The sequence below is a fragment of the Streptomyces endophytica genome (genome assembly GCF_026153355.1).
In the GTDB taxonomy this organism is placed as follows: domain Bacteria; phylum Actinomycetota; class Actinomycetes; order Streptomycetales; family Streptomycetaceae; genus Streptomyces; species Streptomyces endophytica.
On sequence record NZ_CP110636.1, the window covers coordinates 6,146,973 to 6,173,832 of the forward strand.

A 26,860-nucleotide genomic window follows, 5' to 3' on the forward strand; every position below is an offset into this window, starting at 1 on the left:
CGCGATCGCGGCCGCCGTTCCGGTGCCGGTTATGAGCGGGCTGGTCACGGGGCGGGCGGGTTGTGCCGTGGGCGGTGTGGCCAGGGCCATGCCGCCCGGCGGGGAGCGCCGGCGGCCGGTGCGGCGGCCGTTCCCAAGGGCCGGGGAGCGCCTCGCACGGTGTCCGCGGGCGGCCCCCTGATGTGGCCCCTCTCACGGTGGATGCCAGGTGGGCGCACTTCCGGCCGGACGCGCGCGAGGTGTGGCGCCGCGCACCCGCTGTGCCGGTGATGCGGACCCGGCTAGGGCAGACTTGACGTCGAAGACCGACGACAAGGATGGGCATGCCGATCACACCTGCCAACGGACAGACCGCCGAGGACACGGCGGTGCGCACGCCGGGCGGCGCCGCCGAACCGATCATGCTGGAGCTGGTCGACGAGGACGGTACGACGATCGGCACCGCGGAGAAGCTCGCGGCGCACCAGCCTCCCGGGCAGCTGCACCGGGCGTTCTCGGTCTTCCTCTTCGACGAGAAGGGCCGGCTGCTGCTCCAGCGCCGGGCGCTGGGGAAGTACCACTCCCCCGGTGTGTGGTCCAACACCTGCTGCGGTCACCCGTATCCCGGTGAGGCGCCGTTCGCGGCGGCGGCCCGCCGGACCGCGGAGGAGCTGGGCGTGGCCCCGGCGCTGCTGGCCGAGGCGGGCACGGTGCGCTACAACCATCCCGATCCGTCCTCCGGGCTCGTGGAGCAGGAGTACAACCACCTGTTCGTGGGTCTGGTGCGGGCCGAGCCGGCGCCGGACCCGGAGGAGATCGGCGAGATCGCGTTCGTGACGCCGGCGGAGCTGGCCGAGCGGCATGCCGAGGCGCCGTTCTCCGCGTGGTTCATGACCGTGCTGGATGCGGCGCGCCCCGCGGTGCGGGAGCTCACCGGACGGTCGGCGGGCTGGTAGCCAGCGGGGTGAGCGGCAGCTCGGCCCAGATCGCCTTGCCGCCGCCGGCGGTGTGCTCGACATCGCATTTGCCGCCCACCTCGGTGGTGACGGTCTTGACCAGCCACAGCCCGCGGCCCCCGACGTCGCCCTCGTCCGCCTCCAGTGCCTTGGGGCGGTAGGGGTGGTCGTCCTCGACCGCGACCCGCAGCCAGTTGGCGCCGATGGTGACCTGCACGGCGATCTGGGGTGAGAGCAGGGCGGCGTGCCGGACGGCGTTGGTGACCAGTTCGGAGACGATGAGCAGCAGGCCGTCCATGATGGCGGCGGCGACCGGCACGTGCTGTTCGGTGAGCAGGTCCCGGACCGCGTGGCGCGCCTGCGGCACCGAGGACTCCAGTGCCGGTGCGGTGAAGCGCCAGACACCTTCGTACGCGAGCGGAGAGGTCAGCTCGTCGGGGGGTTCTGCGGGGGGTCCGGAAGGCATCCTCACAGGAAGAGTGTTGAGAATGCGCTGGTCCGTACCGGCCTGCTGAACACAAGTCAGCGTCTATCGACGGCTTTTGGCGGATTCCGAGAGTTTCCCGCGGGCTGAGGACCGGCCCTGTTCTCTTTGTGCCGGGTTCGGGGATTCCCCGGGAACGGCACCCCTACGATCCCGCCATCGGGCTCGCCCTGCCCGGCGGCGGGGGCGGACAGCACGGCAGGCCCGGTGCCGGGGCACCGGGCCTGCCGTGTGTGCAGTAGCGGGGACAGGATTTGAACCTGCGACCTCTGGGTTATGAGCCCAGCGAGCTACCGAGCTGCTCCACCCCGCGTCGGTTGCCCCTACCTTACGGGTCGCCCGCCGCAGATCCAAATCGATAAACCGACCGGCCGCGGCAGGCGTGGCGCCTCGGCCCGGGCCCGCCGGGTCACACCGCCCGGTCGGTGATCCGCCCGGCCTCGACCTCGATCCGCCGTGTGGTGTGCACCGCGTCCAGCATCCGCCGGTCGTGCGTCACCAGCAGCAGCGTGCCCGGGTACGAGGCGAGCGCGGACTCCAGCTGCTCGATGGCCGGCAGGTCGAGGTGGTTGGTCGGCTCGTCCAGGACCAGGAGGTTGACCCCGCGCCCCTGGAGGAGGGCCAGCGCGGCCCGGGTCCGCTCCCCCGGCGAGAGGGTGTGCGCCGGGCGCAGCACATGGGCGGCCTTCAGCCCGAACTTGGCGAGCAGGGTGCGGACGTCGGCGGGCGGCAGGTCCGGCACGGCGGCCCGGAAGGCGTCCATCAGCGGCCGGTCGCCCAGTTGCTGGCCGCCGAAGAGCCGGCCGCGGGCCTGCTCGATCTCGCCGACCACCACGCCGGGGCCGAGCGCGGCCTGCCCGGCGTCCAGCGGGAGCCGGCCGAGCAGGGCGGCCAGCAGGGTGGACTTGCCGGAGCCGTTGGGGCCGGTGATGGCGACCCGGTCCGCCCAGTCGATCTGCAGGTCCACCGGGCCGAAGCGGAAGTCCCCGCGCCGGACGGCGGCGTCGCGCAGGGTCGCGACGACCGCGCCGGCCCGGGGCGCGGCGGCGATCTCCATCCGCAGCTCCCACTCCTTGCGGGGCTCCTCGACGACGTCCAGCCGCTCGATCAGGCGCTGGGTCTGCTTGGCCTTGGCGGCCTGCTTCTCGGTGGCCTCGACGCGGCCCTTGCGGCCGATCTTGTCGTTGTCGGGGCCTTGCGGCGGGCGTTCCGGACGCCCTTCTCCATCCAGTTGCGCTGGGTGTGGGCGCGGGTCTCCAGGGCGGCCCTGGTCTCGGCGTACTCCTCGTACTGCTCGCGGGCGTGCCGCCGGGCCCGGGCGCGTTCCTCCAGGTAGGAGGCGTAGCCGCCGCCGTAGCTGTTGACCTGCTGCTGGGCGAGGTCGAGTTCGAGTACGCGGTTGACCGTGCGGGCCAGGAACTCGCGGTCGTGGCTGACGAGGACGGTGCCGGCGCGCAGGCCGGTGACGAACTCCTCCAGCCGGTGCAGACCGTCCAGGTCCAGGTCGTTGGTCGGCTCGTCCAGCAGGAAGACGTCGTAGCGGGAGAGCAGCAGGGAGGCGAGCGAGGCCCGGGCGGCCTGTCCGCCGGAGAGGGCGGTCATCGGCTGGTCGAGGCCGACCGTGAGGCCGAGCTGGGCGGCGGTCTCCTCGGCGCGTTCGTCGAGGTCGGCGGCGCCGAGGTCGAGCCAGCGCGTGAAGGCCGTGTCGTAGGCGTCGTCGGCGCCGGGGCGCTCCTCGGCCAGGGCCTCGGTGGCGGCGTCCAGGGCGCGCTGGGCGTCGGCCACGCCGGTACGGCGGGCGAGGAAGGCCCGTACGGTCTCTCCGGGGCGGCGGTCGGGCTCCTGCGGGAGGTGGCCGACGGTGGCGGTGGGCGGGCTGAGGGAGAGCGCGCCCTCCTCCGGGGTGTCCAGACCGGCCAGCAGGCGCAGCAGCGTGGACTTGCCCGCGCCGTTGGCGCCGACGAGGCCGATCACGTCCCCGGGGGCGACGACCAGATCGAGACCGGAGAACAGGATGCGCTCGCCGTGGCCGGCGGCGAGGTCTTTGGCGACGAGGGTTGCTGACATCAGGCCGTCGATCGTAGTCGGCCGCCCGGGCCGCGGTCGCTCTAATATCCGGGCATGGAACCGGGCCTCACGACGCACGTCAGCGACGGCACAGCGACCGTCACCATCAGCAACACCGGCAAGCGCAATGCGATGACCGTCCAGATGTGGCGGGATCTGCCGCCCCTGCTGGCGCGGCTGGCGGCCGACCGGGCGGTGCGGTCGCTGGTGCTGACCGGCGCCGGCGGGACGTTCTGCGCGGGCGCGGACATCGCCTCGCTGCGCGGGCCGGCATCGGAGTCGCAGGGGCTGGCGGTGGCGGCCGAGGAGGCGCTGGCCGCCTTCCCGAAGCCGACGCTGGCGGCGATACGCGGCTACTGCGTGGGCGGCGGCGCCCAGTTGGCGGCCGCCTGCGATCTGCGGTTCGCGGAGGAAGGGGCGCTGTTCGGGGTGACGCCGGCCAAGCTGGCGGTGGTCTACCCGGCGTCCGCCACCCGCCGGCTGGTCCGCCTGGTCGGACTCTCGTCCGCCAAGTACCTGTTGTTCTCGGGGGAGTTGATCGACTGTGCGCGGGCGCTGCGGACCGGGCTGGTGGACGAGGTGCTGGCCGAGGGCGAGCTGGGCAAGCGGGTCGCGGAGTTCTCGGCCGTACTGGCGAGCCGGTCGCTGCTGACGCAGACGGCGGCGAAGGAACTGGCCAACGGCACCTGGGACGTGCCGCCGGACGAGGCGGAGGAGCGCGGCGCCCACTGGGCCGCCGAGGCCCGGGCGAGCGGCGACACCGCCGAGGGTGCCGCCGCCTTCCTGGAGCGCAGGCCGCCGCGGTTCACCTGGCCCGCCGGGTGAGCGGCACTACGCCTTCGGTTCCCGCCCCCGCTGAGCAGGGACGGGCCGTGGTCCCGCAGCGCCGCGGTGATCTCGGCCGGCGCCTTCTCCGGGGAGCCCGCGTCGTAGGGCGGCTGCGGGTCGTACTCGATGCCGAGCTGGATGATCTGGGCCGCGGTGTCCCCGGCGATCCGGCCGGCCAGCCGCAGGCCCATGTCGATGCCGGACGAGACCCCGGCCGCGGTGACGTACTTGCCGTCGAAGACCACCCGCTCCCCGGTCGGCTCGGCGCCCAGGGCCGCCAGGTGGTCCAGTCCGAGCCAGTGGGAGGTGGCCCGGCGCCCCTTGAGGAGGCCGGCCGCCGCCAGCAGCAGCGAGCCGGTGCACACCGAGGTGGTCCAGGTCGTGGCGGCGTCCACGGCGCGGATCCACTCGTGCAGCGGCCCGTCCGCCATGTGCGCGGTCTGCCCCGGGCCGCCGGGGACGACGAGGATGTCGGGCGCGGTGACCTCGTCCAGCGCGGCGTCCGCTACCAGCCCCACGGCGCCGAGGTCGCTGCGGTACGTCCCGGCGCGCTCGCCGACGAACACCGTCTCGGCGCCGGGGAGGCGGCTGAGCGTCTCGTAGGGGCCGATGGCGTCCAGGGTGGTGAAGCGGTCGTAGAGGAGGATCGCGATCTGCATGGCGTTTCCCATCAGGAGGAGTGACTCGGAAGGGTCGGGAGTGGGGCGGCCGTTCAGCGGGCCGCGGGGGCCGGCTGGAAGCGGCGGCGGTATTCGGCCGGGGAGGCGGCCAGGGCGCGGAGGAAGGCGCGGCGCATCGCCTCGGGGGTGCCGTAGCCGCAGTGGCGGGCCACCTGGGCGATGCCGTCGGCGGTGTCCTCCAGGCAGCGGCGGGCGGCCTCCAGCCGCACCCGGTCGACATAGCGACCCGGCGTCATACCGACCTCGTCGCGGAACGCCCGGGCGAAGTGGCGCGGGGAGAGCCCGGCGCGGGCGGCGAGGGCCTCGACGGACAGGTCGGCGGCCGGGTTCTCGGTGATCCACTGCTGGACGTCGCGCAGCGGCCGCCGCTGCGCGGTCTGGGCGGCGAGCTGGGCGCTGAACTGCTTCTGGTTGCCCGGCCGGCGCAGGAACACCACCAGGTGCCGGGCGATGGTGAGCGCGAGGTCCCGGCCGAGGTCCTCCTCGACGAGGGCCAGCGCCAGGTCGATGCCGGCCGTCACGCCCGCGGAGGTGGCCAGGTCGCCGTCCCGCACGTAGATCGGGTCGGCCTCCACCCGTACCGCGGGGAACCGTTGGGCGAGGAGGTCGCACAGCATCCAGTGGGTGGTCGCGCGCCGGCCGTCCAGCAGCCCGGCCTCGGCCAGCAGCATCGCCCCGCTGCACACCGAGACCTTCCGCCGGGCCCGGTGGGCGTTGTTCCGCAGCCAGTCGACCAGCCGAGGGTCGGGGGCGTCGGTGTGGCCGCCCGGGACCAGCAGGGTGTGCGGCGGCCCGGCGGCGGCGAGCGTGGTGTCGGGCACCAGGGTCAGACCGCTGGTGGTGCGCACCGGGGCGCCGTCCAGGGCGGCCGTACGGATCCGGTAGGCACCGGGGACGGCCTGCGCCGCGCCGCTGAAGACCTCCACCGGCCCGGTGACGTCCAGGGCCTGCACGCCGTCGAAGAGGACGACCAGCACCTCGCGCTGTTCCATACCGTCCATCCTCGGCAGCGGCGCCGATGGCGGCAATGACGGGTTTCCCACCTTTCCTGCCATTGCCTGGTCAGGACCACCGCAAAAGCCGTCGGGGCGGCCGTCGCGGCCCTGCCGCCGACGCCATACCGACGGGTCGGTACCCTGCCCGCATGACCTCTCACAGCGCACTGCCCGAGCGGGCCGGCCGCACGTGCCACAACGTCATCAACCCCTTCCACTCCACGCACTACTTCGCGCCGGAGCTGGCCGCCGAGATGGCCGAGGTCGGCGTCGACGACTCCAGGGCCGGCTACTTCGTCTGCCGCAGCGCGGCGATGGGGGCGGTCGGCCCCGGCACCGTCGCGGCCACCTTCTACAACTTCAAGTACGAGCTGGTCGCCCGGCACCTCCCGGAGGTGTGGACGAAGACCACGCCGCAGGACGTGCTCGACGCCCGGCTGCGGGCCGCCGACGCGACCCTGCGCCGGCTGCTCGGTGACGAGGCGGTGGCGTCGCCGGAGATGGCGGAGGCCGCCGAGCTGGCACTGCGCGCCACCGAGGCCTGTACCCGCCGGGCCCGGCCGCTGTACGCCGCGCACGCCGACCTCCCGGTGCCGGACGCCCCGCACCTGGCCTACTGGCACGCCTCGACCCTGCTGCGCGAACACCGCGGCGACGGCCACCTGGTGGCACTGCTGGACGCCGAACTGGACGGGCTGGAGGCCCTGGTCAGCCACACCGCCACCGGCCGCGGCATGAGCCCCCGGGGCGTTCTGGCGACCCGCGGCTGGACCGAGGAGGACTGGCAGGCCGCCCAGGAGCGGCTGCGCTCCCGCGGTCTGCTGGACGGCGAGGGCCAGTTGACCGAGGCCGGCGTCGCACTGCGCAAGGACCTGGAGGAGACCACCGACCGCCTGGACCGGGCCCCGTACGAGCACCTGGGCGCGGCGGGCGTGGCCCGGCTCACCGAGCTGGCGACCGGCTTCACCACCGCCGTCATGAACGCCGGCGCGTTCCCCGCCACCCTGTTCGGCAAGTAGGCCGCCCGCGGCCACCGGGGTGTGCCGGCACCGCGCACACCCCGGTGCCGCCCACCGGCTGGGCGGCGCGACAGTCCGCTCGCTCACCCGGCACAATGCAGGCTCAAGCAATGCTGGAAGGCGGGCAGGATCAACGTGACGGCAGCCACTGAGCCCATCGGGGCCCTCGGGTCCATCGAAGCGCGGATCGCCGGGGAGCTCGGCGTCAAGGAGCGGCAGGTGAAGGCCGCGGTCGAACTGCTCGACGGTGGCTCGACCGTCCCGTTCATCGCGCGCTACCGCAAGGAAGCCACCGGCACGCTCGACGACGCGCAGCTGCGCTCCCTGGAGGAGCGGCTGCGCTACCTGCGGGAGCTGGAGGAGCGGCGCACCGCGGTCCTGGAGTCCGTACGGTCCCAGGGCAAGCTCGACGCCGCCCTGGAGGCGCAGATCCGCGGCGCCGACTCCAAGGCCCGGCTGGAGGACATCTACCTCCCGTTCAAGCCCAAGCGCCGCACCAAGGCGCAGATCGCGCGGGAGGCCGGTCTGGAGCCGCTCGCCGACGGGCTGCTCGCCGACCCCTCCGTGGAGCCGGCCGCGGCCGCCGCGGCGTTCGTGGACCCGGACAAGGGCGTCGCCGATCCGGCGGCCGCCCTGGACGGCGCGCGGGCCGTCCTGACCGAGCGGTTCGGCGAGGACGCGGACCTGATCGGTGAGCTGCGGGAGCGGATGTGGTCGCGCGGCCAGGTGACGGCGAAGGTCCGCGAGGGCAAGGAGGAGGCCGGCGCGAAGTTCGCCGACTACTTCGACTTCGCCGAGCCGTTCACCGAGCTGCCCTCGCACCGGGTGCTGGCGATGTTCCGCGGCGAGAAGGAGGAGGTCCTCGACCTCACCCTGGAGCCGGAGGACCCGTCGGCGGCCACCGAGGGCCCGAGCTCCTACGAGCGGTCCATCGCCGGGAAGTTCGGGATCGCGGACCGCGGGCGCCCGGCTGACTCCTGGCTGCTGGACACCGTCCGCTGGGCCTGGCGCACCCGCGTCCAGGTGCATCTGGGCATCGATCTGCGGCTCCGGCTGCGGCAGGCCGCCGAGGACGAGGCGGTGCGGGTCTTCGCGTCGAACCTGCGCGATCTGCTGCTCGCGGCGCCGGCCGGCACCCGCGCCACGATGGGCCTGGACCCCGGCTTCCGTACGGGTGTGAAGGTCGCGGTCGTGGACGCCACGGGCAAGGTGGCCGCCACCGACACCATCTACCCGCACGTCCCGCAGCAGAAGTGGGACGCCTCGCTGGCCACGCTGGCGAAGCTGGCCCGTGAGCACCGGGTCGAGCTGATCGCGATCGGCAACGGCACCGCCTCCCGTGAGACCGACAAGCTGGCGGCCGATCTGATCGCGGCGCAGCCGGAGCTGAAGCTGACGAAGGTGATGGTGTCCGAGGCCGGCGCCTCGGTCTACTCCGCGTCCGCCTTCGCCTCCCAGGAACTGCCGGACCTGGACGTGTCGTTGCGCGGTGCGGTGTCCATCGCCCGCCGGCTGCAGGACCCGCTGGCCGAACTGGTCAAGATCGACCCGAAGTCGATCGGCGTCGGGCAGTACCAGCACGACCTGTCCGAGGTGAAGCTCTCGCGGTCGCTGGACGCGGTGGTCGAGGACTGCGTCAACGGCGTCGGCGTGGACGTCAACACCGCGTCCGCGCCGCTGCTGTCGCGGGTGTCGGGCATCGGTTCCGGCCTGGCCGAGAACATCGTCGCGCACCGCGACGCCAACGGCCCGTTCCGCTCCCGCAAGGCCCTCAAGGACGTGGCGCGGCTCGGCCCGAAGGCGTACGAGCAGTGCGCGGGCTTCCTGCGGATCCGGGGCGGCGACGACCCGCTGGACGGCTCCAGCGTGCACCCGGAGGCGTATCCGGTGGTGCGCCGGATGGTGAAGTCGGCGGGCACCGAGGTCGGTTCGCTGATCGGCAACACGGCGGTGCTGCGCACCCTGAAGCCGGCCGAGTTCGTCGACGACTCCTTCGGGCTGCCGACGGTGACCGACATCCTCCAGGAACTGGAGAAGCCGGGCCGGGACCCGCGTCCGGTGTTCAAGACCGCGACCTTCAAGGAGGGCGTGGAGAAGATCGGCGACCTGGAGCCGGGGATGCTCCTGGAGGGCGTGGTGACCAACGTCGCCGCCTTCGGGGCGTTCGTGGACATCGGCGTCCACCAGGACGGCCTGGTCCACGTCTCGGCGATGTCGCGGACCTTCGTCAAGGACCCGCGGGACGTGGTGAAGCCCGGCGACATCGTGCGGGTCAAGGTGCTCGACGTCGACATCCCGCGCAAGCGGATCTCGCTGACCCTGCGTCTGGACGACGAGCCCGGCAAGGGCGCCCCCGCGGCCGGCGGCGAGCGCCGCGGCGGTGCGGACGGCGGCCGCGGCCCGCGCGACGGCGGCCGGGGCGGCGCGCCGCGGCAGCGCCAGGGCGGCGGCGGCCGGCAGGGCGGTGGCCGGGGCGGTGACCGCCGCGGCGGCGGCCGGGACGCCGGGCCGGCCAACGACGCCATGGCGGACGCGCTGCGCCGGGCCGGGCTGCTGGGCAAGGACGGCGGCGGCCGCTGACCGGACCGCCGGATACGGACGGGCCCCGGGGAGTCTCCTGACCCCCGGGGCCCGTTCTGCGCGTACGGCATTTATTGCGTGGACCGGCCCGGCGGGCCGCCGTTAGTCTGCGCCCATGTCCAGCCCCGAGGCATCAAGACGCTAGCCACCGGCCGTCCGGTGGCTTTTCGCGTTGCCCCGCCGGCCCGGCATTCCGCCGTCGCGCCGTCGCCTCCTTGTGCTCCGCCGCCACCGGATCGTCGCCCCCTGCCGTCAGCGCCGTCGTGCGCACGGCCGTCCCGTCCTGATGTCCCGTCAGGATCCGTGTCGAACCCTCAGGGGCCCGGGCGTTCCGCTGCGCCCCGGTGAGGTGACGCACGTCGATCCACACCGTGGTTGCGGAGTGTTGCTGTGCCCTTCTTCCTGTATCTGCTCGGACTCGCCGTCTTCGCGCAAGGCACCTCCGAGTTCATGCTGTCCGGCCTGCTGCCGGACATCGCCGCCGATCTGCGCGTCCCGCTGTCCACCGCGGGCTCACTGACCTCGGCGTTCGCCGTCGGCATGGGTGTCGGGGCGCCGCTGATGGCGCTGCTCGCCCGGCGCCGGCCGCCCCGCCGGGCGTTGCCGGCGTTCCTGGTCACCTTCCTGCTGGTCCATGTGGTCGGCGCGGTCACCACCAGCTTCCCGGTGCTGCTGGCCACCCGGGTCGTCGCCGCACTGGCCAACGCCGGGTTCCTGGCCGTGGCCCTGGCCACCGCGACCTCCCTGGTCGCCCCGGACGCCAAGGGCCGGGCCACCTCCGTACTGCTCGGCGGCACCACCCTGGCCTGCGTCGCGGGCGTGCCCGCCGGTGCGCTGCTCGGTGCGGTCTGGGGGTGGCGCTCGGCGTTCTGGGCGGTCGCCGCGGTCTCGGTGCCGGCCGTGGTGGCGATCGTCCGCTCGGTCCCGGCCGACGGCGGACGGGCGCCGGACGGCGAGCCGGTGCGGGTGCGGGGCGAGCTGCGGACGCTGCGCTCACCGCGGCTGCTGCTGACCCTGCTCCTGGGCGCGCTGGTGAACGGCGCCACCTTCTGCACCTTCACCTATCTCGCGCCGCTGGTCACCGAGGTCGCCGGGATCGGCACCGGCTGGGTGCCGGCCGTACTGGCGCTGTTCGGGCTGGGCGCGTTCGCCGGGGTGAGCGCCGGCGGGCGGCTGGCCGACACCCGCCCGGTCCCGCTGCTGCTGGCCGGCGGCGCGGCGCTGCTCGCCGGATGGACGCTGCTGGCGCTGACGGCCGGCAACCCGGTGGCGGCCCTGCTGCTCGTCCCCGCCCTGGGGGCGCTGTCGTTCGGGGTCGGCTCCACCCTGGTCGCGCAGGCGCTCTACGCGGCGATCGGGGCGCCGACGCTGGCCGGCGGCTTCGCCACGGCGGCGCTCAACGTGGGGGCCGCGCTGGGCCCGTGGCTGGGCGGCGCCGCGCTCGCCGCCGGGTTCGGCTACCGGGCTCCGGTGGGGGTCAGCGCCCTGCTCGTGGCGCTCGCGCTGGCGGTGGGCGGCGTGGCCCTCGCCGCCTCCCGCCGGCTCAGCCCGCCCCGGCGTGCCCCCGGATGCGTTCCAGTTCCGCCGCGACGTCGGTGAGCGTGGCGCAGTCCGGGTCGGCCCGCAGCTCCACGTCCGGCAGGGCCGTGCCGGGCCGGCGCCCCGGATCCTCCAGGGCGTCGGCCATCGCCGAGAGCGCCCGGCACAGCCGCTCGGCCTCCTCGGCGCCCGGGCGGCGGGCGCCGTGGTCGAGGCGTACCGCGCAGGCGGTCGCGGCGTCCACGATGCGTTCGGCGGCGGTGACCACGGCCGGCCAGTCGGGGTTGCGGTCCCGGGCGGCCAGGAGTTCGGCGGCGGCCGTCTCCGCGGCCGCCCGGGCCTCCCCAGTGCCCGGTACGCGGCCCGGCGGAGCGCCAGCCGCTCGGCGGGGTCGGTACCGGGGCGGGCCTCGAGGACGTGCCGCAGGAAGCGTTCGGTGGCCCGCAGCGCCGCGGTGACCCGCTGCCCGACCCGGCGGCGGGGGTCGGCGAGCCGCGGCAGATGCCCCACCACGAGCACGATGCCGCAGGCGATGGAGGTGTCGACGAGCCGCTCGGCGGCCGCCTCCCGGGCTCCGCTGACGTACACGAACGACAGCACCATGAGGGTGATCGCCACGGTCTGCAGCGCGAAGTGCCGGGTGGCGAACGGCAGCAGCGCCCCGCCCGCCCCGCCACCAGCGCGGGCCACCACTCCCCCGTCAGCAGCAGACCGGCCCCGGCGAACACCACCACCCCGGCGACGGTCCCCGCGAAGCGGTTGACGGTACGGGAGAACAGCGGGCCCAGGTCCGGCTTGACCAGGAAGGTGGCGGTGGCCGGCAGCCAGTACCAGTGGTCGGCCCGCAGCAGCAGCGCCACCGCCGCGCTCGCCGCGATGCAGAGCGCGACCCGCAGGCCGTAGTCCCGGCCGGCCGGCCCGAGCAGTCCGTGCCCGCGCCGCGCCGGTTCCGGCCGCCCCGCACGCGGCCGGGTCCTGGTCAGCGGCTCGCTGCGGGCGAACGCCACCGCCGCGTCCAGCAGCGCCTGGTCGAAGGCCCCGCGGCCGGGCGTGCTGGTCTCGGGGGCGGACAGCCGGCCCGGTGGCCGCCCGGTGCGCAGCGCGGTGGCGAACCCGCGGGGGCTGTCGGCGACCCGGGCCGGCAGCGGGCGGGCCTCCCACAGCAGTGCGACGCTGGCCTCGCACAACGCGGTGGCCGCGGCGAACCGTTCGGCCAGCAGGAGTTCGTCCGGGCCGGCCGGGCGGCGCAGCAGCCGGTCCGTCAGCAGCCGCAGCCGCAGCGCCTCGTCGGCGCGGTCCAGAGCGGCGGTGAGCCGGCGCCGGGCGGGCTCGGCGCCGGGCCCGCCGGCCGCGCCCAGGGCGTCCGCCAGCGCGTCGAAGACCGTGGCGACCGCGGCCCGCTCACCGCTGAGCGCACCACCGGCCGGGCGCGGCGGGCGCAGCACCAGGCGCAGCAGGAGCAGCCACAGGCAGCCGGCCAGCAGCGTCAGGGCCTTGGCCCACGGTGCGCCGGGCAGCGGCATCCCGGCGCCCAGGACCGTGGTGGCCAGCATCTGCATCCCGGCGTTCGAGCGGACCGGACCGGCGACGCTGCCCGCGCCGGAGACGAAACCGACCACGAACAGCGCCGGTACGACCCACCAGCCCGCGTCCACGGCCCGCAGCGAGGCGCCGATCAGCATCCCGAGCGCCGAGGCGAGCGCGGGCAGGCCGATGTGCACGATGCCGGTGCGGCGGGTGCCGGGGCGGTCGTTGACACCGGCCAGCATGGAACCGAGCGCGGCGAGCACTCCGGGCGCCGGGTGGCCGGTGGCGATGCCCGCGCCGAGCAGCGGCCCGGCGCAGAGCGCACCGCGGGCGACGGCGGCCCAGGGCACGGGCAGCCGCTGCCAGCGGAACGGGTGGGCGAGCCAGGCGGGCACGGCGCGCTGCGCGCGGAGCATGGGCCTCCTCAGTCGACGGCGTACGGACGGCGAGCGGATCCGAGGGGCGACATCGGCCGACGGTGCTGCTCCCAGCCTAAGGTCCTGCTTCGTCCGCACCGCTGCCGGAGGGTTACCGCAAGATCACCAATGGCGGAAGTCCGGCTTCCGCGGCGGCCGCCGGATGCCGGCCCGACGGAACACCTCCTACCATCCCGCCATGACGAGCGACACGGGCACGGACGAGGTGTGGGTGGTCGGCGGTGGCGTCATCGGGCTGACCTCGGCGGTGGCGCTGGCGGAGGACGGCCACCGGGTGCGGGTGGTGCGCCGGGACGCGGCGGACGCGACGACGTCCGCGGCGGCCGGCGGACTGTGTTGGCCGTACCGCATCCGGCCCTACGAGCGGGCGGTGGCCTGGTCCGTGCGGTCCTTCCAGGTGCTGTCCGCTCTGGCGCGGCGGCCCGAGGAGACCGGTGCCCGGCTGGTGACGGGCACGATGGCGGGGGCCGCGCCCGGCGACGACGACGGCCTCTCCGCCTGGTACGCGGCCGTTCCCGGACTGCGGCCGGCCCGCCCGGACGAACTCCCCCCGGGGGCCGCGGCCGGGTGGCGGGCACGCACCCCGCTGGTGGACATGCCGGCCCATCTCCGCTATCTGGAGCGTCGGCTGACCGCGGCCGGCGGCACGCTGGAACGCCGGGCGCTGGCCTCTCTGGAGGAGGCCGGGCGGACCGCCTCGGTGGTGGTGAACTGCTCCGGCCTGGGCGCGCGCGAGCTCGTCCCCGATCCCGAAGTGCGTCCGGTCCAGGGCCAGTTGGTCATCGTCGCGAACCCGGGTGTGCGCGAGTGGTTCGTGGCCGCGGACGGCGGCGCGACGGACACCACGTATCTGCTGCCGCAGCCGTACGGGCTGGTGCTGGGCGGTACGGCGCGGGAGGACGCCTGGTCCCGGGAGCCGGATCCGGCGGTGGCGGAGGCCATCGTGGCACGCTGCGCCGAACCGTTCCCGGAGGTGGCGCGGGCCCGGGTCCTGGCACACAGGGTGGGCCTGCGCCCGTCGCGCCCCGCGGTGCGACTGGAGGCCGAGCGCCTGCCGGGCGGCACGTGGTGCGTCCACAACTACGGGCACGGGGGCGCGGGGGTGACCGTGGCGTGGGGGTGCGCGGAGGAAGTGGTGGGGTGGGTGCGGCGAGTTCTGGGTTAGCCGGGGCGGGAAGAGACGGGCGGGGCGGGGCAAGGGCAGGCGGCCGGGGCGGGGCGGGAGGAGCCGGCCTGCGTGGGGCGGGAGCAGCGGTGCCTCCTGCGCGGCCCCGGGCCCGGCCCCGGCCCAGCCCGGGGATGTCCGGCGTTACCGCGTGCGGCCCGACCGGGGACGTCCGGCGTTACGGCGTACGGCCCGACCGAGGGTGTCCGAGGGTGTCCGGCGTTATGGCGTACGGCCCGACCGGGACCGGGGGCAGTCGGCCAGCGGTGTGGCGGACGTGAGGTGATAGGCGGCCCGGCCGTCCAGCAGGAGCGGGACGAGGCGGCGCAGGGACTGGCGCAGCGGAACGACGACCGAGCCGTCCCGGCCCCGGACGCCGAGCACGCCGTGCAGCGCCAGCTCGTCCTCGGTCTGCGCGAACTGCTCCGGGGTGAGCCGGTAGCCGCACGGCGGGTCGGTCAGGACCTGACCGGGGGCGGGGGACTCGTTGTCCGCGCCGCCGAGGTAGACCGGGCCACGGTCGGCGTAACCGGCGAGCCGGGCGGCGGTGGTGGCCGTCTCGATGCGCCGCCGGTGCTGCCCGAGGAAGTCGAACGCACCTCTCAGGGCGGCGAGTTGGGAGGTGACCCGGCGTCTGTTGTTGAGCGCCGGGTCGGCCTTCTCGGCGGCCGTGAGGGCATCGACCCGGGTCTCGACCAGCAGCCCGACCGAGCCCTTCACGCCGGCGGTGTTGCGCAGGATCCGTTCCTGGCCGTCGCCCGCGACCTGCTTGACGGGGTCACCGGTCTCCGGGTCGGTCCAGATGCCGTAGACCCCGGTGCTGAAGCCGGCCTTCCGTACGGCGGGGGCGACGAAGTCCTGGGAGAGCGAGGAGGCTTCTCGGTGCACCGCGTCCGCGGTGTTGAGGTTGCGCGGCCACAGCGACAGCAGGTCCTTCATGTAGTACGGCACGGTCGGACCGTATTCGTGCAGGTCGTAGACGGTGTCGGGGCGGTAGTCGCGGAGCACCCGGGCCATCGCGCGGGCCTCGGCGGTCTTCAGGGCGAGGTGGTCGCGGTTGATGTCGGTGCCCTCGGAGTTGCCGCGGGTGTCGGCGGCCCGGCCGTCGGGGTTGGCGGTGGGGACGACCAGCACGCTGGTCCGGGTGAGGAAGCGCCGGGTGGCCGGGTCCGTGGCGTAGGCGAGGTCGCGGATCGTGGCGAGGCAGGCCTCCCGTCCGGAGGGCTCGTCGCCGTGCTGGGAGCAGATGAGCAGTACGGAGTTGCCGCGCCGTACGGCGGCCGGGGAGGCGGGGGCCGGGGCGCCGATGCGGACGAGCCGGAGCGGGCGGCCCTGCGCGGTGGTGCCGATCCGGTCGATGCGGACGCGCGGGGTGGCGCGGTCGACGGTGGCCAGAAAACGCTGTTCCTCGAACTCGCTGGTCCAGCGGGTGCCATGGCTGGTTTCGAATCCCGTACGGGGCAGGTGGGTTCCGGTCGCGCGGGCGGGTGCGGCCGGCAGCGTCGCGCCGAGGGTGGCGGTCAGACCGAAGGCCAGCGTCGCGAGGACGAGGCGGCGGGTACGGAGCATCACGGGCGGGTGCCTCCCTTGAGTGAGCGGTGGGGGTCGTCGGGGGCGGTGGGGGGGCGTCGGAGTGGCGGGGCGGGGCGGTGGGACCGGCTGTGCGGGGGCGGGGTGCGGGGTGCGGGCGGGCGTGGTGCCGGCGGGGGCGGATGCCGGGCCGGGTGGGGCCGTTGTGGGGGCGCCCGTGGTGGGGCGGCCCCTAGGGGTGTCTCCCTGTAGAGGGGTGTCTCCCTGGTCCGGCGAGGCCGTCCGGCGGGGCCGGGAGGCCGACGTGACCGGGGCGGCCGCCCCGGCCGGGGAAGCCGCCGCGACCGGGGAAGCCGCCGCGACCGGGGAAGCCGACATGACCGGGGAAGCCGACGTGGCAGGGAGGGTCGGCGTCACCCCCCCGGCCACCGGCGCGACCGGGGAGACACCCCTGCGCGGTCACTGCGCGCCGGGCATCCGGCTGAGCGACCGTGGCGGGACGATCCCGTGCAGTGGTGCCGTCGGGTGGCCGGGGGCGGACGCGTGCGCGGTGGCCCGTGCGAAGGCCGTGGGGCCGCCGGTCAGCGGGAGGCGGGCGGACGTGCGGGACAGGTCGAGGGCAAGGGTGGGCCGGGACGGGGGCGGGTCGATCAGCCCGGCGTCGGTCCCGGCCACGATCAGTGCGAGGCGGTGCCCGGCGGGCACGATGTGGTCGGTGGCGGCCAGGTCGAGGGTGAGGGTGTACGGCTTTCCCGGGGTGAGCGGGCGGCCCTTGTGGGGGTCGGCGTAGTTGCCGAGGTCGGCCCAGCCGCGGCTGAAGACGGTGTGCGCGACCTTCTCGGTGTCGGCGGCGGTCTCCCGGAAGCAGCCGGTGTCCCCCGTGGTGCCGGCGCCCCAACAGGTGCGCCGGTCGAGGGTGGTGATGCCCTCACCGTCGGCGCCGTAGTTGCGGATGGTGTCGGGGCCGAGGTCCACCAGGACGGCGGAGAGGTGGGCGGTGGAGGTGCTCGGGGTGACGGTGACGGTCACCGAACCCGAGCCGGACAGCCGCAGGGGCGCGCGCAGCGGCCCGGTGCTGAACCCGGCCTTGGCAGGCGTCGGCCGGTCGATGTCGGACGCCCAGTCGGCCTCGCTGAGCCGGGGGTCGTCGGTGAAGGTCTCGCCGGCGCCCTGGGGCGCCTTCTGGGTGCCGAGGACACCGACGCCGGGTTCCTGGCCGGCGCGCGGGCGCAGTGTGGTGGCCGTGGTGCCGGGCGCGGGCCACTGCGGGTCGGTGGACCAGACGCCGGGGGAACGCTCGATATCGGCCATCGGGGCGCGGTCGATGCCGTTGTCGTAGCCCAGCAAATAGTGGTCGAACCAGTGGTGCAGGGTCTTGACCCAGTCGCTGCGCCGGTAGTCGAAGGGGTCGACGTGCCCGGTCTGGGAGAGCCAGATCTTGCGTGCGACGCCGTGCCGGGCGAGCGCGTCCCACCACTGACCGGCGTGCCGGGTACGGACGTTGAGGTCCTGCATGCCGTGCACCAGGAAGACGCTGGCCCGGACCTTGCCGGCGTTGCGGACGTAGTCCCGTTCGGTCCACAGCGCGGTCCAGTCACCGCTGCGCGGGGCCCCGTCGACGAGCTTCTTCTGGACGGCGGCGCATCGTTTCTGCGCGTCCGGGCTGTCGACCGCGTGGGCGAGCGCGTCCGGGCCGGAGTCGTAGAGCGGGGCGCCCTTGGCGAAGTAGTAGTCGTACCAGGAGGAGATGCCGGCGATCGGGACGATGGTTTTCAGCCCCTTGACCCCGGTGGCCGCGACGCCGTTGGCGATGGTGGCGTCCCAGCTCTTGCCGATCATGCCGGTGCTGCCGTTGGACCAGTCGGCCGTGACGGGTCTGCCTCCGGTGCGGGCGGTGTAGGCGCGGCCCCGGCCGCCCAGCCAGTCGACGACGGCCTTGGCCGACTGGATGTCGGAGCGGCCACCGACGTCGACGCAGCCGTCCGAGCGGTTGGTGCCCGCCAGGTCGACGAGGACGGTCGCATAGCCGCGCGGCACGAAGTAGTTGTCGTAGAAGAGCGGGAACTGGACCGGCCGGCCGTGGGCGTCGTAGGTCTTCTTCTGGCTCTCGTTGCCGCGTCCGCAGCAGGAGTAGTACGGACTGGCGTCCATGATCACCGGTATTCGGTGGCCCTGCCGGGCGGGTTCGGACGGCCGCACGATGTCGACGGCGACGCGGTCGGTCCGTCCGTCCGCATCGCCGTCGAGGCGGGTGTCGACCCAGACCGATTCGCGTATCGCGTGGTCGTAGGAGTACACGGGTCTGCTCTCACCGGGCGCCGCCTGCGCGGCGGCCGGCCCGATCAGTGCGGACAGCAGGGCGGCGACGGCCGCCAGCACGAGCGCTGTGAAGGGAATGCGGGGAAACCGCGCAGGGTTCGTCACGGGCGGACCGTAGCGCGGCTCAACTCCCGCGCGTAAGGGTGCGGGTGACGACGGCTGTGCGGTCGGTGACGGCCGGCACCCCCGGGGCGGGCGGGACCGGCCGGGACGCCGGGTCCGGCGGGGATCACGACGCCGGGCGGGCAGTTGGTGGTTCATGTCGGTCATGTGTCAGATTCGGCCATGTCCATGACGCCGTCCGGGTTGCTGTCTAGGGTCTGAACCAGAGCCATCCCCCTACGAGTTGGAGGACTCGTGCGTCACAGACTCCTCGTCCCGGGCGCGGCCGCGCTCAGTCTGCTGCTGGCGATCCCGGCTTCCGCGGCCGACTTCACTCCGGGCGCTCCGGGCGTGGGCGACACCTACTACCCCGAGAGCGGAAACGGCGGATACGACGTTTCCCACTACGACCTGCGCCTCAAGTACCAGCCGAAGACGGACCTGCTGGAGGGCACGGCGACGCTGCTCGCCACGACCACCCAGGACCTCTCCCGCTTCAACCTGGACTTCGGTCTCAAGGTCAGCGAGATAAGGGTCAACGGCAAGAAGGCCACCTTCGCCACGTCCGGCAAGCACGAGCTGGAGGTCACCCCGGCCGCGCCGCTGGAGAAGGGCCGGCAGATCAGCGTCGTCGTGCGCTATGCGGGCAAGCCCTCCGAGCTGAAGATCGACGACTTCACCGCCTGGGCCCGTACGCCCGACGGCGCGGTGATCGCCCAGGAGCCGGACTCCGCCGTGTGGTGGTTCCCGAGCAACGACCACCCCACCGACAAGGCGACCTACGACGTCTCGGTCGCGGTCCCGGACGGCACCCAGGCGCTCAGCAACGGTGTGCTGGCCTCGCAGACCTCCAAGCTCGGCTGGACCCGCTACAACTGGCGCTCGGACAAGCCGCAGGCGACGTATCTGACGACGCTGGCGGTCGGCAAGTTCGACATCACCACCGACACGACGGCGAACGGCCTGCCGGTGATCAACGCCGTCAGCAAGGACCTCGGCGCGAACGAGGGGTCGGCGCGGGCGAGCATCGAGCGCACCACCGAGATCACCGAGTGGCTGGAAAGCGTCTTCGGTCCGTATCCGTTCAACGCGGTCGGCGGCTACGTCCCCAACGTGCCGGCCCGGTACGCCCTGGAGACCCAGACCCGGCCGTTCTACGGCAAGAAGGCCTTCGACCGGGGCACCAACGTCTCGGTCGTGGTGCACGAGCTGGCGCACCAGTGGTACGGCGACAGCGTCTCCCTCAAGGACTGGAAGGACATCTGGATCAACGAGGGCTTCGCCGCCTACAGCCAGTGGCTGTGGTCGGAGAAGGAGGGCGAGGGCACGGCGCAGGAACTGGCGGACTACGTCTACGCCCAGCACCCGGCCGACGACCCGTTCTGGAAGGTCAAGCCGGGCAACCCGGGCGCGGAGAACCAGTTCGACGGCGCCGTCTACGACCGTGGCGCACTGGCCCTGCAGGCGCTCCGCAACAAGGTCGGCGACAAGGTCTTCTTCGACCTCCTCAAGTCCTGGCCGACCGAGCACAAGTACGGCAACGCCTCGGTGGCCGACTTCGTGACGTTCGCCGAGAAAAAGTCCGGCAAGAAGCTGGCCGGTTTCTTCGACACCTGGCTGTTCCAGCCGTCCAAGCCCGCGGCGGGCGCGGCCAAGCGGTCCCTGGGTGCGCCCCGCGGGCCCGTGGCGCAGCCGAAGTCCTGGAAGCAGATCGCGGCCACGCACGACACGCACGGGCACTGACGCCCGGCCGCCCGGCGGCCGCCGGGCGCTGAACGGGGCGGAGCCGGGGCCGTCGTCCCCCGGCTCCGCCCCCGCCCGTCGTCCGCCGGACGCGGCTACCGGCCCGCGGCCTGCCGGGCCGCCCGCCGGGCGCGGCGGGCGATCGGCATGAAGCGCAACCGCTCCGGAAGGGCCGGGACCACCACGCGCACCACGCGTCCGAAGCGGCGCAGCCGGCGCTCCTGCGCCTCGGTCCACTCCAGGCCGATGGCACGACGGGCGTCCGGCGGCATCAGACCGATCGTGACGAACCGTCGGAAGCGGGCGAACCGCGGGCGCAGCCAGGGCCACACCAGCCGGAACAGCAGCCGCAGCCAGCGCGGCCCGCGATCGGGCACCGGAAGCGGCGGGTCGGGGTCGGTCAACTCCCGTACCACCGCGGTCGCTTCGAGCTCGGCGCCGAGGACCCGGCGGTAGTACGGCCAGAACTCCTCGATGGTCTGCGGCATATCGCGGTCCTGGATGCCCAGCACCCGGCCGACCTGGAGCCATTCCGCGTACAACTGCCGCTCCTGCGCCGGGGTGAAGGGGCGGCCGAGGTAGCGCTGGGCGTGCCGGAAGACGGGGTACCCGGTGGCGTGCACCCAGGCGTAGTTCGCGGGGGTGAGTGCGTGGTACGGCCGGCCGTGTGCGTCGGTACCCTCGATGGTCCGGTGCAGCCGGCGCAGCCGGCGACCCTCCTCGGCCGCGCCGTCGCCACCGTAGACCCACAGCTGCAGCGAGACCAGCGACCGCTCGCCACGGCCCCACGGGTCGGTCCGGAAGACGGAGTGGTCGTCCACGCCGGCGCCCACCGCGGGGTGTGCGACCTGCATGGTCAGCGCCGGCGGCAGGGTGAGCAGCATGCGGATGTCCCCGGCCAACGACCAGAGGACGCCGCCGACCGGCGGGGGTTTTGGCTGGTTTTTCTCCGTATTCATGGCATTCCTCATGATACGGCGCCTGCCGGTGCCATGCGGGCAGCGGAACCTCTGCCCCTACCGGGTGTGCCCGGCCCTGTCTGTACATCTCATACCTCCCGGACGGTTACCTAGAAGTAATGTCAGCTGGTTGGATGGCGCCGCCGGACCAAATCCCCACCCCCATAGGGAGATTCAGTGTCGAACCCAGCGCCGCGCACGCCGTCCGCAGCGGGCCTTCGGACCGCCGCGCTCGCCGCGGTCCTCGCCGCCGCGACCGTGACCGCCGCGTCCCCCACCGCCTCGGCCGCCACCGCTCCCCATCTGAAGGTGCTGAGCTACAACACCTTCCTGATGAGCAAGAACCTCTATCCCAACTGGGGCCAGGACCACCGCGCGCAGGCGATCGCGGCCGCGGACTTCTTCCAGGGCAATGACGTCGTCGTGCTCCAGGAAGCGTTCGACAACTCCTCCTCCGATGCGCTGAAGTCCCGGGCCGCCGGGCAGTATCCGCACCAGACTCCGGTGGTGGGCCGGAGCAAGAACGGCTGGGACGCCACCGGCGGCGCCTACTCGGCCGTCACCCCGGAGGACGGCGGGGTGACCCTGCTGAGCAAGTGGCCGATCCTGCGCAAGGAGCAGTACATCTACCAGGACGCCTGCGGTTCGGACTCCTTGTCCAACAAGGGCTTCGTCTATGCGGTGCTGGACGTCAACGGCACCAAGGTGCACATCGTCGGTACCCACACCCAGTCCACCGACTCGGGCTGCAAGGCGGGCGAGGCGGCCGCGGACCGCGCCAAGCAGCTCAAGGAGATCGACGCCTTCCTCGACGCCAAGAACATCCCGGCGGACGAGGAGGTCATGGTCGCCGGCGACCTCAACGTCGACTCCCACAGCGCGGAGTACAACGCCCTGCTCAGCAACGGCGATCTGGCCCCGGCCGACAGCCGCACCGGGCACCCGTACTCCTTCGACACCCAGGAGAACTCGATCGCGAAGTACCGCTACCCCGACGACCCCCGCGAGGACCTGGACTACGTGCTGCACCGCAACGGCCATGCCCGGCCCGCCGACTGGCGGAACGAAGTGATCAAGGAGGAGTCGGCGCCCTGGACCGTCTCCAGCTGGGGCAAGGACTACACCTACACCAACCTCAGCGATCACTATCCGCTGATCGGCGGCTGAGCCCGGACCCTCCCGCGGCCGGCGGGCGGGGAGTCAGTGGTCGTAGACCGTCACCGGTATGCCGCGCCGGGTGAGCCGCTCGGCTATCAGCGGCTCCACCCGGGACCACTTCCCGCCCGCCAGCCCGCAGCCGATCCGCGGCATGTGGACCGACGCACCGAGCTCCGCGGCCCGGTCCGCGACCCGGCCGAGCCCGGCGTCGATGGCCTCGTACCGCACCGGGACGCCCTTGCTGCCCGTCCGGATGCCCCGCTGGCCGACGACGTTGGCCACCCACAGCCGGTCGCCGACCTGGACGAACTGGGCGGCGCCCAGCCCGAAGTCGTTGCCCGCGCGCTCGCGGTGCCATCTGCGGTAGGCCGCCTCGGGCTCCGGCCAGCGGCGGGAGAGCGCGAGGACGAAGCCTTTGCCCCAGCCGCCCAGGTCGTTGCAGACATGAGTGATGATCTTGACGCCCTTGCCCTGTGGTGCGGTGGCGTCCCCCTTGACGTAGGAAATCCCCGTGTTCTCGGTCATGTGTTCACAGTAGAGCCGGCCACTGACAATCGACCGGGACCGCACGACGGCCGGGCGGGAGCGGACCGGGGGCCCGGGCATGCGCGAGGGCGGCCGCGGGGACCTTCCGGCCCGCCGCGACCGCCCTGTCGTACTCAGGCACCGCTGGTGCGCGACTACTCCGCCGCGTTCAGCTCGCGTTCCTCGGCGATCCGGGCCACCCGGCCGCGGACCCCGAACCAGCCGGCGACCAGCGCGGCGCCGATGACCGGGATCAGCAGCACGGTCTTGCGGCCGACACCGTCGTCGAACCACATCAGCACGATGACGCCGAGCAGGAAGACGATGGTGGCGATGTCCGTGACCGGAGTGCCGGGCAGCCGGAACCGCGGGCGCTCGACCAGTCCCTCCTTCGAGCGGCGCACGAAGACCATGTGGCAGACCATGATCGTGCACCAGGTGCTGATGATGCCCAGCGCCGCGATGTTCAGCACGATCTCGAACGCCTCACCCGGGAGCCAGTAGTTCAGCCCGACACCGAGCACGCACACCGCGGAGGTGAGCATGATGCCGCCGTACGGAACCTGGTTGCGGTTCATCCGGCCGGCGAACTTCGGCGCGGAGCCCGCCATCGACATGGAGCGCAGGATCCGGCCGGTCGAGTACAGACCGGAGTTCAGGCTGGACATGGCCGCGGTGAGCACGACGAGGTTCATCACGTCGCCGGCCGCCGGGACACCGACGTTGGACAGCACCGTGACGAACGGGCTCTGTCCGGCGGTGTACTTGTTCCACGGCAGCAGCATCGCCAGCAGGATCACCGAGCCGACGTAGAAGACGCCCACCCGCCACATGATGGAGTTGACGGCCTTCGGCACGACCTTCTGCGGCTCACCGGTCTCACCGGCGGTGACGCCGACCAGCTCGACCGCGGAGTAGGCGAAGACCACGCCCTGGAGCACGATCACCACGGGCAGCAGACCGGTCGGGAAGATGCCGCCGTGGTCGGTGATCAGGCTCAGGCCCGGCGAGTGGCCGCCGACCGGGTGGTGGGTGGACAGCAGGAAGATGCCGATGAACATGAAGACGACCAGCGCGGCGACCTTGATGATCGCGAACCAGAACTCCAGCTCACCGAAGATCTTCACGGAGATCAGGTTCACCGTCAGCACGACCGCCAGCGCGATCAGCGCCATCACCCACTGCGGGATGTCGGTGAACAGGCTCCAGTAGTGCGTGTAGAGCGCGATCGCGGTGATGTCGGCGATACCGGTCGTCGACCAGTTCACGACGTACATCCAGCCGGCGACGTAGGCGCCCTTCTCGCCGAGGAACTCACGGGCGTAGGAGACGAACGACCCGGAGGACGGGCGGTGCAGCACCAGCTCGCCGAGCGCGCGCACGACGAAGAAGGCGAAGAGGCCGCAGACCGCGTACGCGACGGCCAGCGCGGGGCCGGCGGAGTGCAGACGGCCGCCGGCGCCCAGGAACAGGCCGGTGCCGATCGCGCCGCCGATGGCGATCATGTTGATGTGCCGGCCCTTGAGGCCCTTGCTGTACCCCGCGTCGCCCGCGTCCTGCTGCGAGCCGCTCCCCCCGTCAGGTGACCTGTGGGCTGTCTCGGTGACGGTTTCTGTGCTCACTGCTGGTGCATCTCGCTTTCGGGCAGGCGCTTGAGCGATGGCCGGATCCCGCGGATCGCGCGGACGGCCGACGGCACACCTTCCCCGAAGAGCGCCCCTCCGTCTGTGGGCAAGATCACAGCGTGTATAGGCCATCCAAGATTTGTCCGTATTTGGCATGAATTATCTGGCGGCGCATTTTCAAAGACGGGGTCAGTTCGCCCGTTTCGGGACCCCATTCCTCGCCCAGCAACGCAAACTTCTTGACCTGTTCCGTTCGGTTCAGACGCGCGTTCGCCCTCGCGACGGCCTGCTCGACATCGGCCCGCACCTTCGGATGCCCGGCCAGCTCCGGCAGCGTGCCTTCGATGCCGCGCCGCGCGGCCCAGGCAGGCGCCAGCTCCGGATCCAGGACCAACAGTGCGACCACATAGGGCCGACTGTCGCCGTACACCAGCGCCTGCCCGATGAGCGGATGCTCCTTGAGGGCGTTCTCCACCAGCGCGGGCGAGACGTTCTTGCCCGTCGAGGTCACGATCAGTTCCTTCTTGCGGTCGGTCAGCCAGAGGAAGCCGTCCTCGTCGACCCGCCCGACGTCACCGGTCGCGAACCAGCCGTCGGGGCCGGTCGTGGGCTCCACGGTCCCGTCGGCCCGCAGGTACCCGGCGCACACCGTGCGTCCCCGGACCTCGATCTCCCCGTCCTCGGCGGTGCGCAGCTCCACACCGTCGACCGGACGGCCGACCGAGCCCAGCCGGAACGCCGCCGGCCCGTTCGCCGTGGCCACGCCGGTCGTCTCGGTGAGCCCCCAGGCGTCCATGATCACGACCCCGAGACCGGCCCAGAACCGCACCACGTCCGGGGGCATCGGCGCGGAGGCACTCGCCGCCCACACCAGCCGGTCGAAGCCGGCCGCCGCCAGCAGCGGATCCAGCACCTCCGCCTTGGCCCGGGCGAAGGCCGCCGCCAGCTCGCCGGACGGCCGCTCCCCGCGCTCCCGGCACGCGACATGGGCCCGGGCGGTCTCCCCCGCCGCCTCGACCGCCGCCCTGCGCTCCTCCGGGAGCCGCGCCAGCACCGCGCGCACCGAGGCGGCCAGCTTCTCCCAGACCCGCGGGACACCGAAGAACTCCACCGGGTGCAGCTCACGCGCGGCGTCCGCGACGGCCGCCGGATCCGCGCACAGAAAGACGTGCCCGGCCCGGAACACCGGCAGATACAGCCCCAGCATCCGCTCCGCGATGTGCGCGAAGGGGAGGTAGCACAGATGCGCGGCATGCTCCGGCAGCTCCACCACGGCGTCCAGCGCCACCGCATTGAGCAGCACATTGCGGTGGCTGACCACCACCCCCTTCGGATCCCCGGTGGTCCCGGAGGTGAAGACAACGGTCAGCGCCTCCCCCGCCTCCCCCTCCCGCCAGACCGCCTCGAACACCTCCGGGTCGCAGGCGTACCCATCGGCTCCCCTGGCCGCCAGGGCCGCGTAGGACAGGCGACGGGGGTCTGCAGAGGTTGGCGGCGCGGCCTTGGCTTGGGGAGCGGCCCCGGGTTGGGGGCCTGGGCTGGGTTGGTGCGGGCCTGGGCTGGGTTGTTGGGGGCCTGGGCTGGGTTGGTGCGGGCCTGTGCCGGCTTGGTGCGGGCCTGGGCTGGCTTGGTGCGGGCCTGGGCTGGCTTGGTGGGTGGCTTCGGCTTGCGGGTCTGCACTGGGTTGGGGGGCGGCAGCGGCTTGCGGGTCCGCTTCGGCTGGTGGGCCCACCTTGGCTCGCGGGTCGGCTCCGGTTTGCAGGTCCACCTCGGCTGGTGGGTCCGCCTTGGCTGGTGGGTCCACCTCGGCTTGCGGGTCCGCTTCGACTGGTGGGTCCGCTTCGACTTTCGGGCTTGTCCCGGTTTGCGGGCTTGCCCCGGTTTGCAGGCCCGTCCCGACGGGATCCGGCGCCTCGACGACCACCAGCTTCTCCAGCCGGGCGGCGGCGTCGTCCAGCAACGGCTCCCAGCGCGCCACTTCCGACGGCCCCTCCAGTACGGCGAAGCGAGCCCTGCTGTGCCGAGCGATATGGGCGATCTGTTCGGGGGCGGCGGTGCCGTACACCGTCACCGGCACCGCACCCAGGTGCACCAGCGCCAGGTCGCTGAGCCAGTGCTCGGGGCGGTTGCCCATCATGAGGAGGACGATCTCCCCGCGCCGTACGCCGAGCGAGCGGTAGCCGACGGCGAGCTCCGCGACCCGACGGCGAGCCTCGGCCCAATTCAAGGTGCGCCAGCCGCCGACGCCGCCAGAGGTGTCACCACCGGCGCCGCTCACGGCGTCGCGGCCACTCACGGAGGCACGGCCAGTCACGACGCCGGGGACACCCACGTCGCGGACGCCCCCTGCGTCGCGGACGCCCCCTGCGTCGCGGGCACCCCCGGCGTCACGGGCACCCCCGGCGTCCCGATCAGTCACGGTGTCGCGGTCCGTCACGGTGTCGCGCCAGGACAGCGCCGGCCGCTCGCCGTGGTCCTCAGCGTTGCGCAACAGTAGTGCGGGGAGGGTCAGGTGGCCCGGTTCACCGGGCATGCGCAGGATCGTGGTCAACGCAGGCTCCTCGCTCGGTCCCGCAGATTCCGCCAGCCTTCAGACTTCCAGCGAACCTTCCTCCCGCTCCCGGTTTCAGAAGATTCCCCAAG

General features: G+C 73.5%; 16 protein-coding genes, 1 tRNA gene and 3 pseudogenes. 8 read left to right on the forward strand and 12 right to left on the reverse strand.

Annotation, left to right across the window (positions count from 1 at the left end):
- The first annotated feature begins 323 nt into the window (after positions 1-323).
- Positions 324-935, forward strand: a complete 612-nt coding sequence (idi, locus tag OJ254_RS27465) for an isopentenyl-diphosphate Delta-isomerase (protein WP_201804768.1) — start codon at positions 324-326, stop codon at positions 933-935.
- On the opposite strand, the gene OJ254_RS27470 is transcribed toward idi, so the two are convergent.
- The 3 genes and pseudogenes from OJ254_RS27470 to OJ254_RS27480 form a co-directional block, all read right to left on the reverse strand.
- Positions 910-1,401: an ATP-binding protein gene (locus OJ254_RS27470; RefSeq protein ID WP_265364523.1), complete on the reverse strand. Its 492-nt coding sequence runs from the start codon at positions 1,399-1,401 to the stop codon at positions 910-912. The genes idi and OJ254_RS27470 overlap by 26 nt on opposite strands.
- 257 nt (positions 1,402-1,658) lie before the next feature.
- Positions 1,659-1,732: transfer RNA gene (locus OJ254_RS27475), tRNA-Met, on the reverse strand.
- A 96-nt stretch (positions 1,733-1,828) separates the two neighbouring features.
- Positions 1,829-3,486, reverse strand: a pseudogene (locus OJ254_RS27480) (ABC-F family ATP-binding cassette domain-containing protein).
- Positions 3,487-3,540: 54 nt separating this feature from the next.
- Between OJ254_RS27480 and OJ254_RS27485 the strand changes: the two are divergent.
- A complete protein-coding gene (locus OJ254_RS27485) occupies positions 3,541-4,311 on the forward strand; it encodes an enoyl-CoA hydratase/isomerase family protein (RefSeq protein WP_265364524.1) in 771 nt (256 codons plus the stop codon).
- Between the two features lie 41 nt (positions 4,312-4,352).
- Here OJ254_RS27485 and OJ254_RS27490 read toward each other — a convergent pair.
- Positions 4,353-4,973: pseudogene (locus OJ254_RS27490) on the reverse strand (DJ-1/PfpI family protein); the annotation flags it as partial.
- A gap of 53 nt (positions 4,974-5,026) precedes the next feature.
- The gene (locus OJ254_RS27495; protein WP_265364525.1) at positions 5,027-5,986 is read right to left on the reverse strand and encodes a GlxA family transcriptional regulator; all 960 of its coding nucleotides are present in this window, start codon (positions 5,984-5,986) and stop codon (positions 5,027-5,029) included.
- 152 nt (positions 5,987-6,138) lie between these two features.
- Here OJ254_RS27495 and OJ254_RS27500 point away from each other — a divergent pair, with 152 nt between their 5' ends.
- The 3 genes from OJ254_RS27500 (at position 6,139) to OJ254_RS27510 (ending at position 11,187) form a co-directional block, all read left to right on the forward strand.
- Positions 6,139-7,008, forward strand: a complete 870-nt coding sequence (locus OJ254_RS27500; RefSeq protein ID WP_265364526.1) for an SCO6745 family protein — start codon at positions 6,139-6,141, stop codon at positions 7,006-7,008.
- A gap of 135 nt (positions 7,009-7,143) precedes the next feature.
- Positions 7,144-9,588 carry a Tex family protein gene (locus OJ254_RS27505; protein ID WP_265364527.1) on the forward strand — a complete coding sequence of 815 codons (2,445 nt, stop codon included), beginning with the start codon at positions 7,144-7,146 and terminating at the stop codon, positions 9,586-9,588.
- Positions 9,589-9,978: 390 nt separating this feature from the next.
- On the forward strand, positions 9,979-11,187 hold the full coding sequence (locus OJ254_RS27510) for a Cmx/CmrA family chloramphenicol efflux MFS transporter (protein ID WP_265364528.1): 1,209 nt from the start codon (positions 9,979-9,981) through the stop codon (positions 11,185-11,187).
- 671 nt (positions 11,188-11,858) lie between these two features.
- Here the strand turns inward: OJ254_RS27510 and OJ254_RS27515 are convergent.
- Positions 11,859-13,070 (reverse strand): annotated as a pseudogene (locus tag OJ254_RS27515) (FUSC family protein); the annotation flags it as partial.
- Positions 13,071-13,269: 199 nt separating this feature from the next.
- Between OJ254_RS27515 and OJ254_RS27520 the strand changes: the two are divergent.
- Positions 13,270-14,256, forward strand: a complete 987-nt coding sequence (locus OJ254_RS27520) for an FAD-dependent oxidoreductase (RefSeq protein WP_265364529.1) — start codon at positions 13,270-13,272, stop codon at positions 14,254-14,256.
- 222 nt (positions 14,257-14,478) lie between these two features.
- On the opposite strand, the gene OJ254_RS27525 is transcribed toward OJ254_RS27520, so the two are convergent.
- Positions 14,479-15,825, reverse strand: coding sequence for a M14 family metallopeptidase (locus OJ254_RS27525; protein WP_423836043.1), 1,347 nt, complete (start codon positions 15,823-15,825; stop codon positions 14,479-14,481).
- A 420-nt stretch (positions 15,826-16,245) separates the two neighbouring features.
- Complete coding sequence (locus OJ254_RS27530) at positions 16,246-18,210, reverse strand: Xaa-Pro dipeptidyl-peptidase (RefSeq protein WP_265364531.1); 1,965 nt, start codon at positions 18,208-18,210, stop codon at positions 16,246-16,248.
- Between the two features lie 252 nt (positions 18,211-18,462).
- Between OJ254_RS27530 and OJ254_RS27535 the strand changes: the two genes are divergently transcribed.
- The gene (locus OJ254_RS27535) at positions 18,463-19,950 is read left to right on the forward strand and encodes a M1 family metallopeptidase (RefSeq protein ID WP_265364532.1); all 1,488 of its coding nucleotides are present in this window, start codon (positions 18,463-18,465) and stop codon (positions 19,948-19,950) included.
- Positions 19,951-20,045: 95 nt separating this feature from the next.
- Here OJ254_RS27535 and OJ254_RS27540 read toward each other — a convergent pair whose 3' ends face one another.
- Entirely contained in the window at positions 20,046-20,909 is an 864-nt protein-coding gene (locus OJ254_RS27540) for an oxygenase MpaB family protein (protein ID WP_265364533.1), read from the reverse strand.
- Positions 20,910-21,086: 177 nt separating this feature from the next.
- Here OJ254_RS27540 and sph point away from each other — a divergent pair, with 177 nt between their 5' ends.
- On the forward strand, positions 21,087-22,076 hold the full coding sequence (gene sph / locus OJ254_RS27545; RefSeq protein ID WP_265364534.1) for a sphingomyelin phosphodiesterase: 990 nt from the start codon (positions 21,087-21,089) through the stop codon (positions 22,074-22,076).
- 33 nt (positions 22,077-22,109) lie between these two features.
- On the opposite strand, the gene OJ254_RS27550 is transcribed toward sph, so the two are convergent.
- The 3 genes from OJ254_RS27550 to OJ254_RS27560 form a co-directional block, all read right to left on the reverse strand.
- Positions 22,110-22,592: a macro domain-containing protein gene (locus OJ254_RS27550; protein ID WP_265364535.1), complete on the reverse strand. Its 483-nt coding sequence runs from the start codon at positions 22,590-22,592 to the stop codon at positions 22,110-22,112.
- Between the two features lie 155 nt (positions 22,593-22,747).
- Complete coding sequence (locus OJ254_RS27555; RefSeq protein WP_265364536.1) at positions 22,748-24,214, reverse strand: amino acid permease; 1,467 nt, start codon at positions 24,212-24,214, stop codon at positions 22,748-22,750.
- Between the two features lie 115 nt (positions 24,215-24,329).
- Entirely contained in the window at positions 24,330-26,768 is a 2,439-nt protein-coding gene (locus tag OJ254_RS27560; RefSeq protein ID WP_265364537.1) for an AMP-dependent synthetase/ligase, read from the reverse strand.
- Positions 26,769-26,860: the final 92 nt, after the last annotated feature.

What these genes read in the sequence shown, in the direction of transcription:
- OJ254_RS27520 (WP_265364529.1), top strand. Translation starts at nt 13,270, where the DNA reads ATGACGAGCGACACGGGCACGGACGAGGTGTGGGTGGTCGGCGGTGGC.
- OJ254_RS27500 (WP_265364526.1), top strand. Translation starts at nt 6,139, where the DNA reads ATGACCTCTCACAGCGCACTGCCCGAGCGGGCCGGCCGCACGTGCCAC.
- OJ254_RS27495 (WP_265364525.1), bottom strand. Translation starts at nt 5,986, where the DNA reads ATGGAACAGCGCGAGGTGCTGGTCGTCCTCTTCGACGGCGTGCAGGCC.
- OJ254_RS27540 (WP_265364533.1), bottom strand. Translation starts at nt 20,909, where the DNA reads ATGAATACGGAGAAAAACCAGCCAAAACCCCCGCCGGTCGGCGGCGTC.
- OJ254_RS27485 (WP_265364524.1), top strand. Translation starts at nt 3,541, where the DNA reads ATGGAACCGGGCCTCACGACGCACGTCAGCGACGGCACAGCGACCGTC.
- OJ254_RS27470 (WP_265364523.1), bottom strand. Translation starts at nt 1,401, where the DNA reads ATGCCTTCCGGACCCCCCGCAGAACCCCCCGACGAGCTGACCTCTCCG.
- OJ254_RS27525 (WP_423836043.1), bottom strand. Translation starts at nt 15,825, where the DNA reads ATGCTCCGTACCCGCCGCCTCGTCCTCGCGACGCTGGCCTTCGGTCTG.
- idi (WP_201804768.1), top strand. Translation starts at nt 324, where the DNA reads ATGCCGATCACACCTGCCAACGGACAGACCGCCGAGGACACGGCGGTG.
- OJ254_RS27550 (WP_265364535.1), bottom strand. Translation starts at nt 22,592, where the DNA reads ATGACCGAGAACACGGGGATTTCCTACGTCAAGGGGGACGCCACCGCA.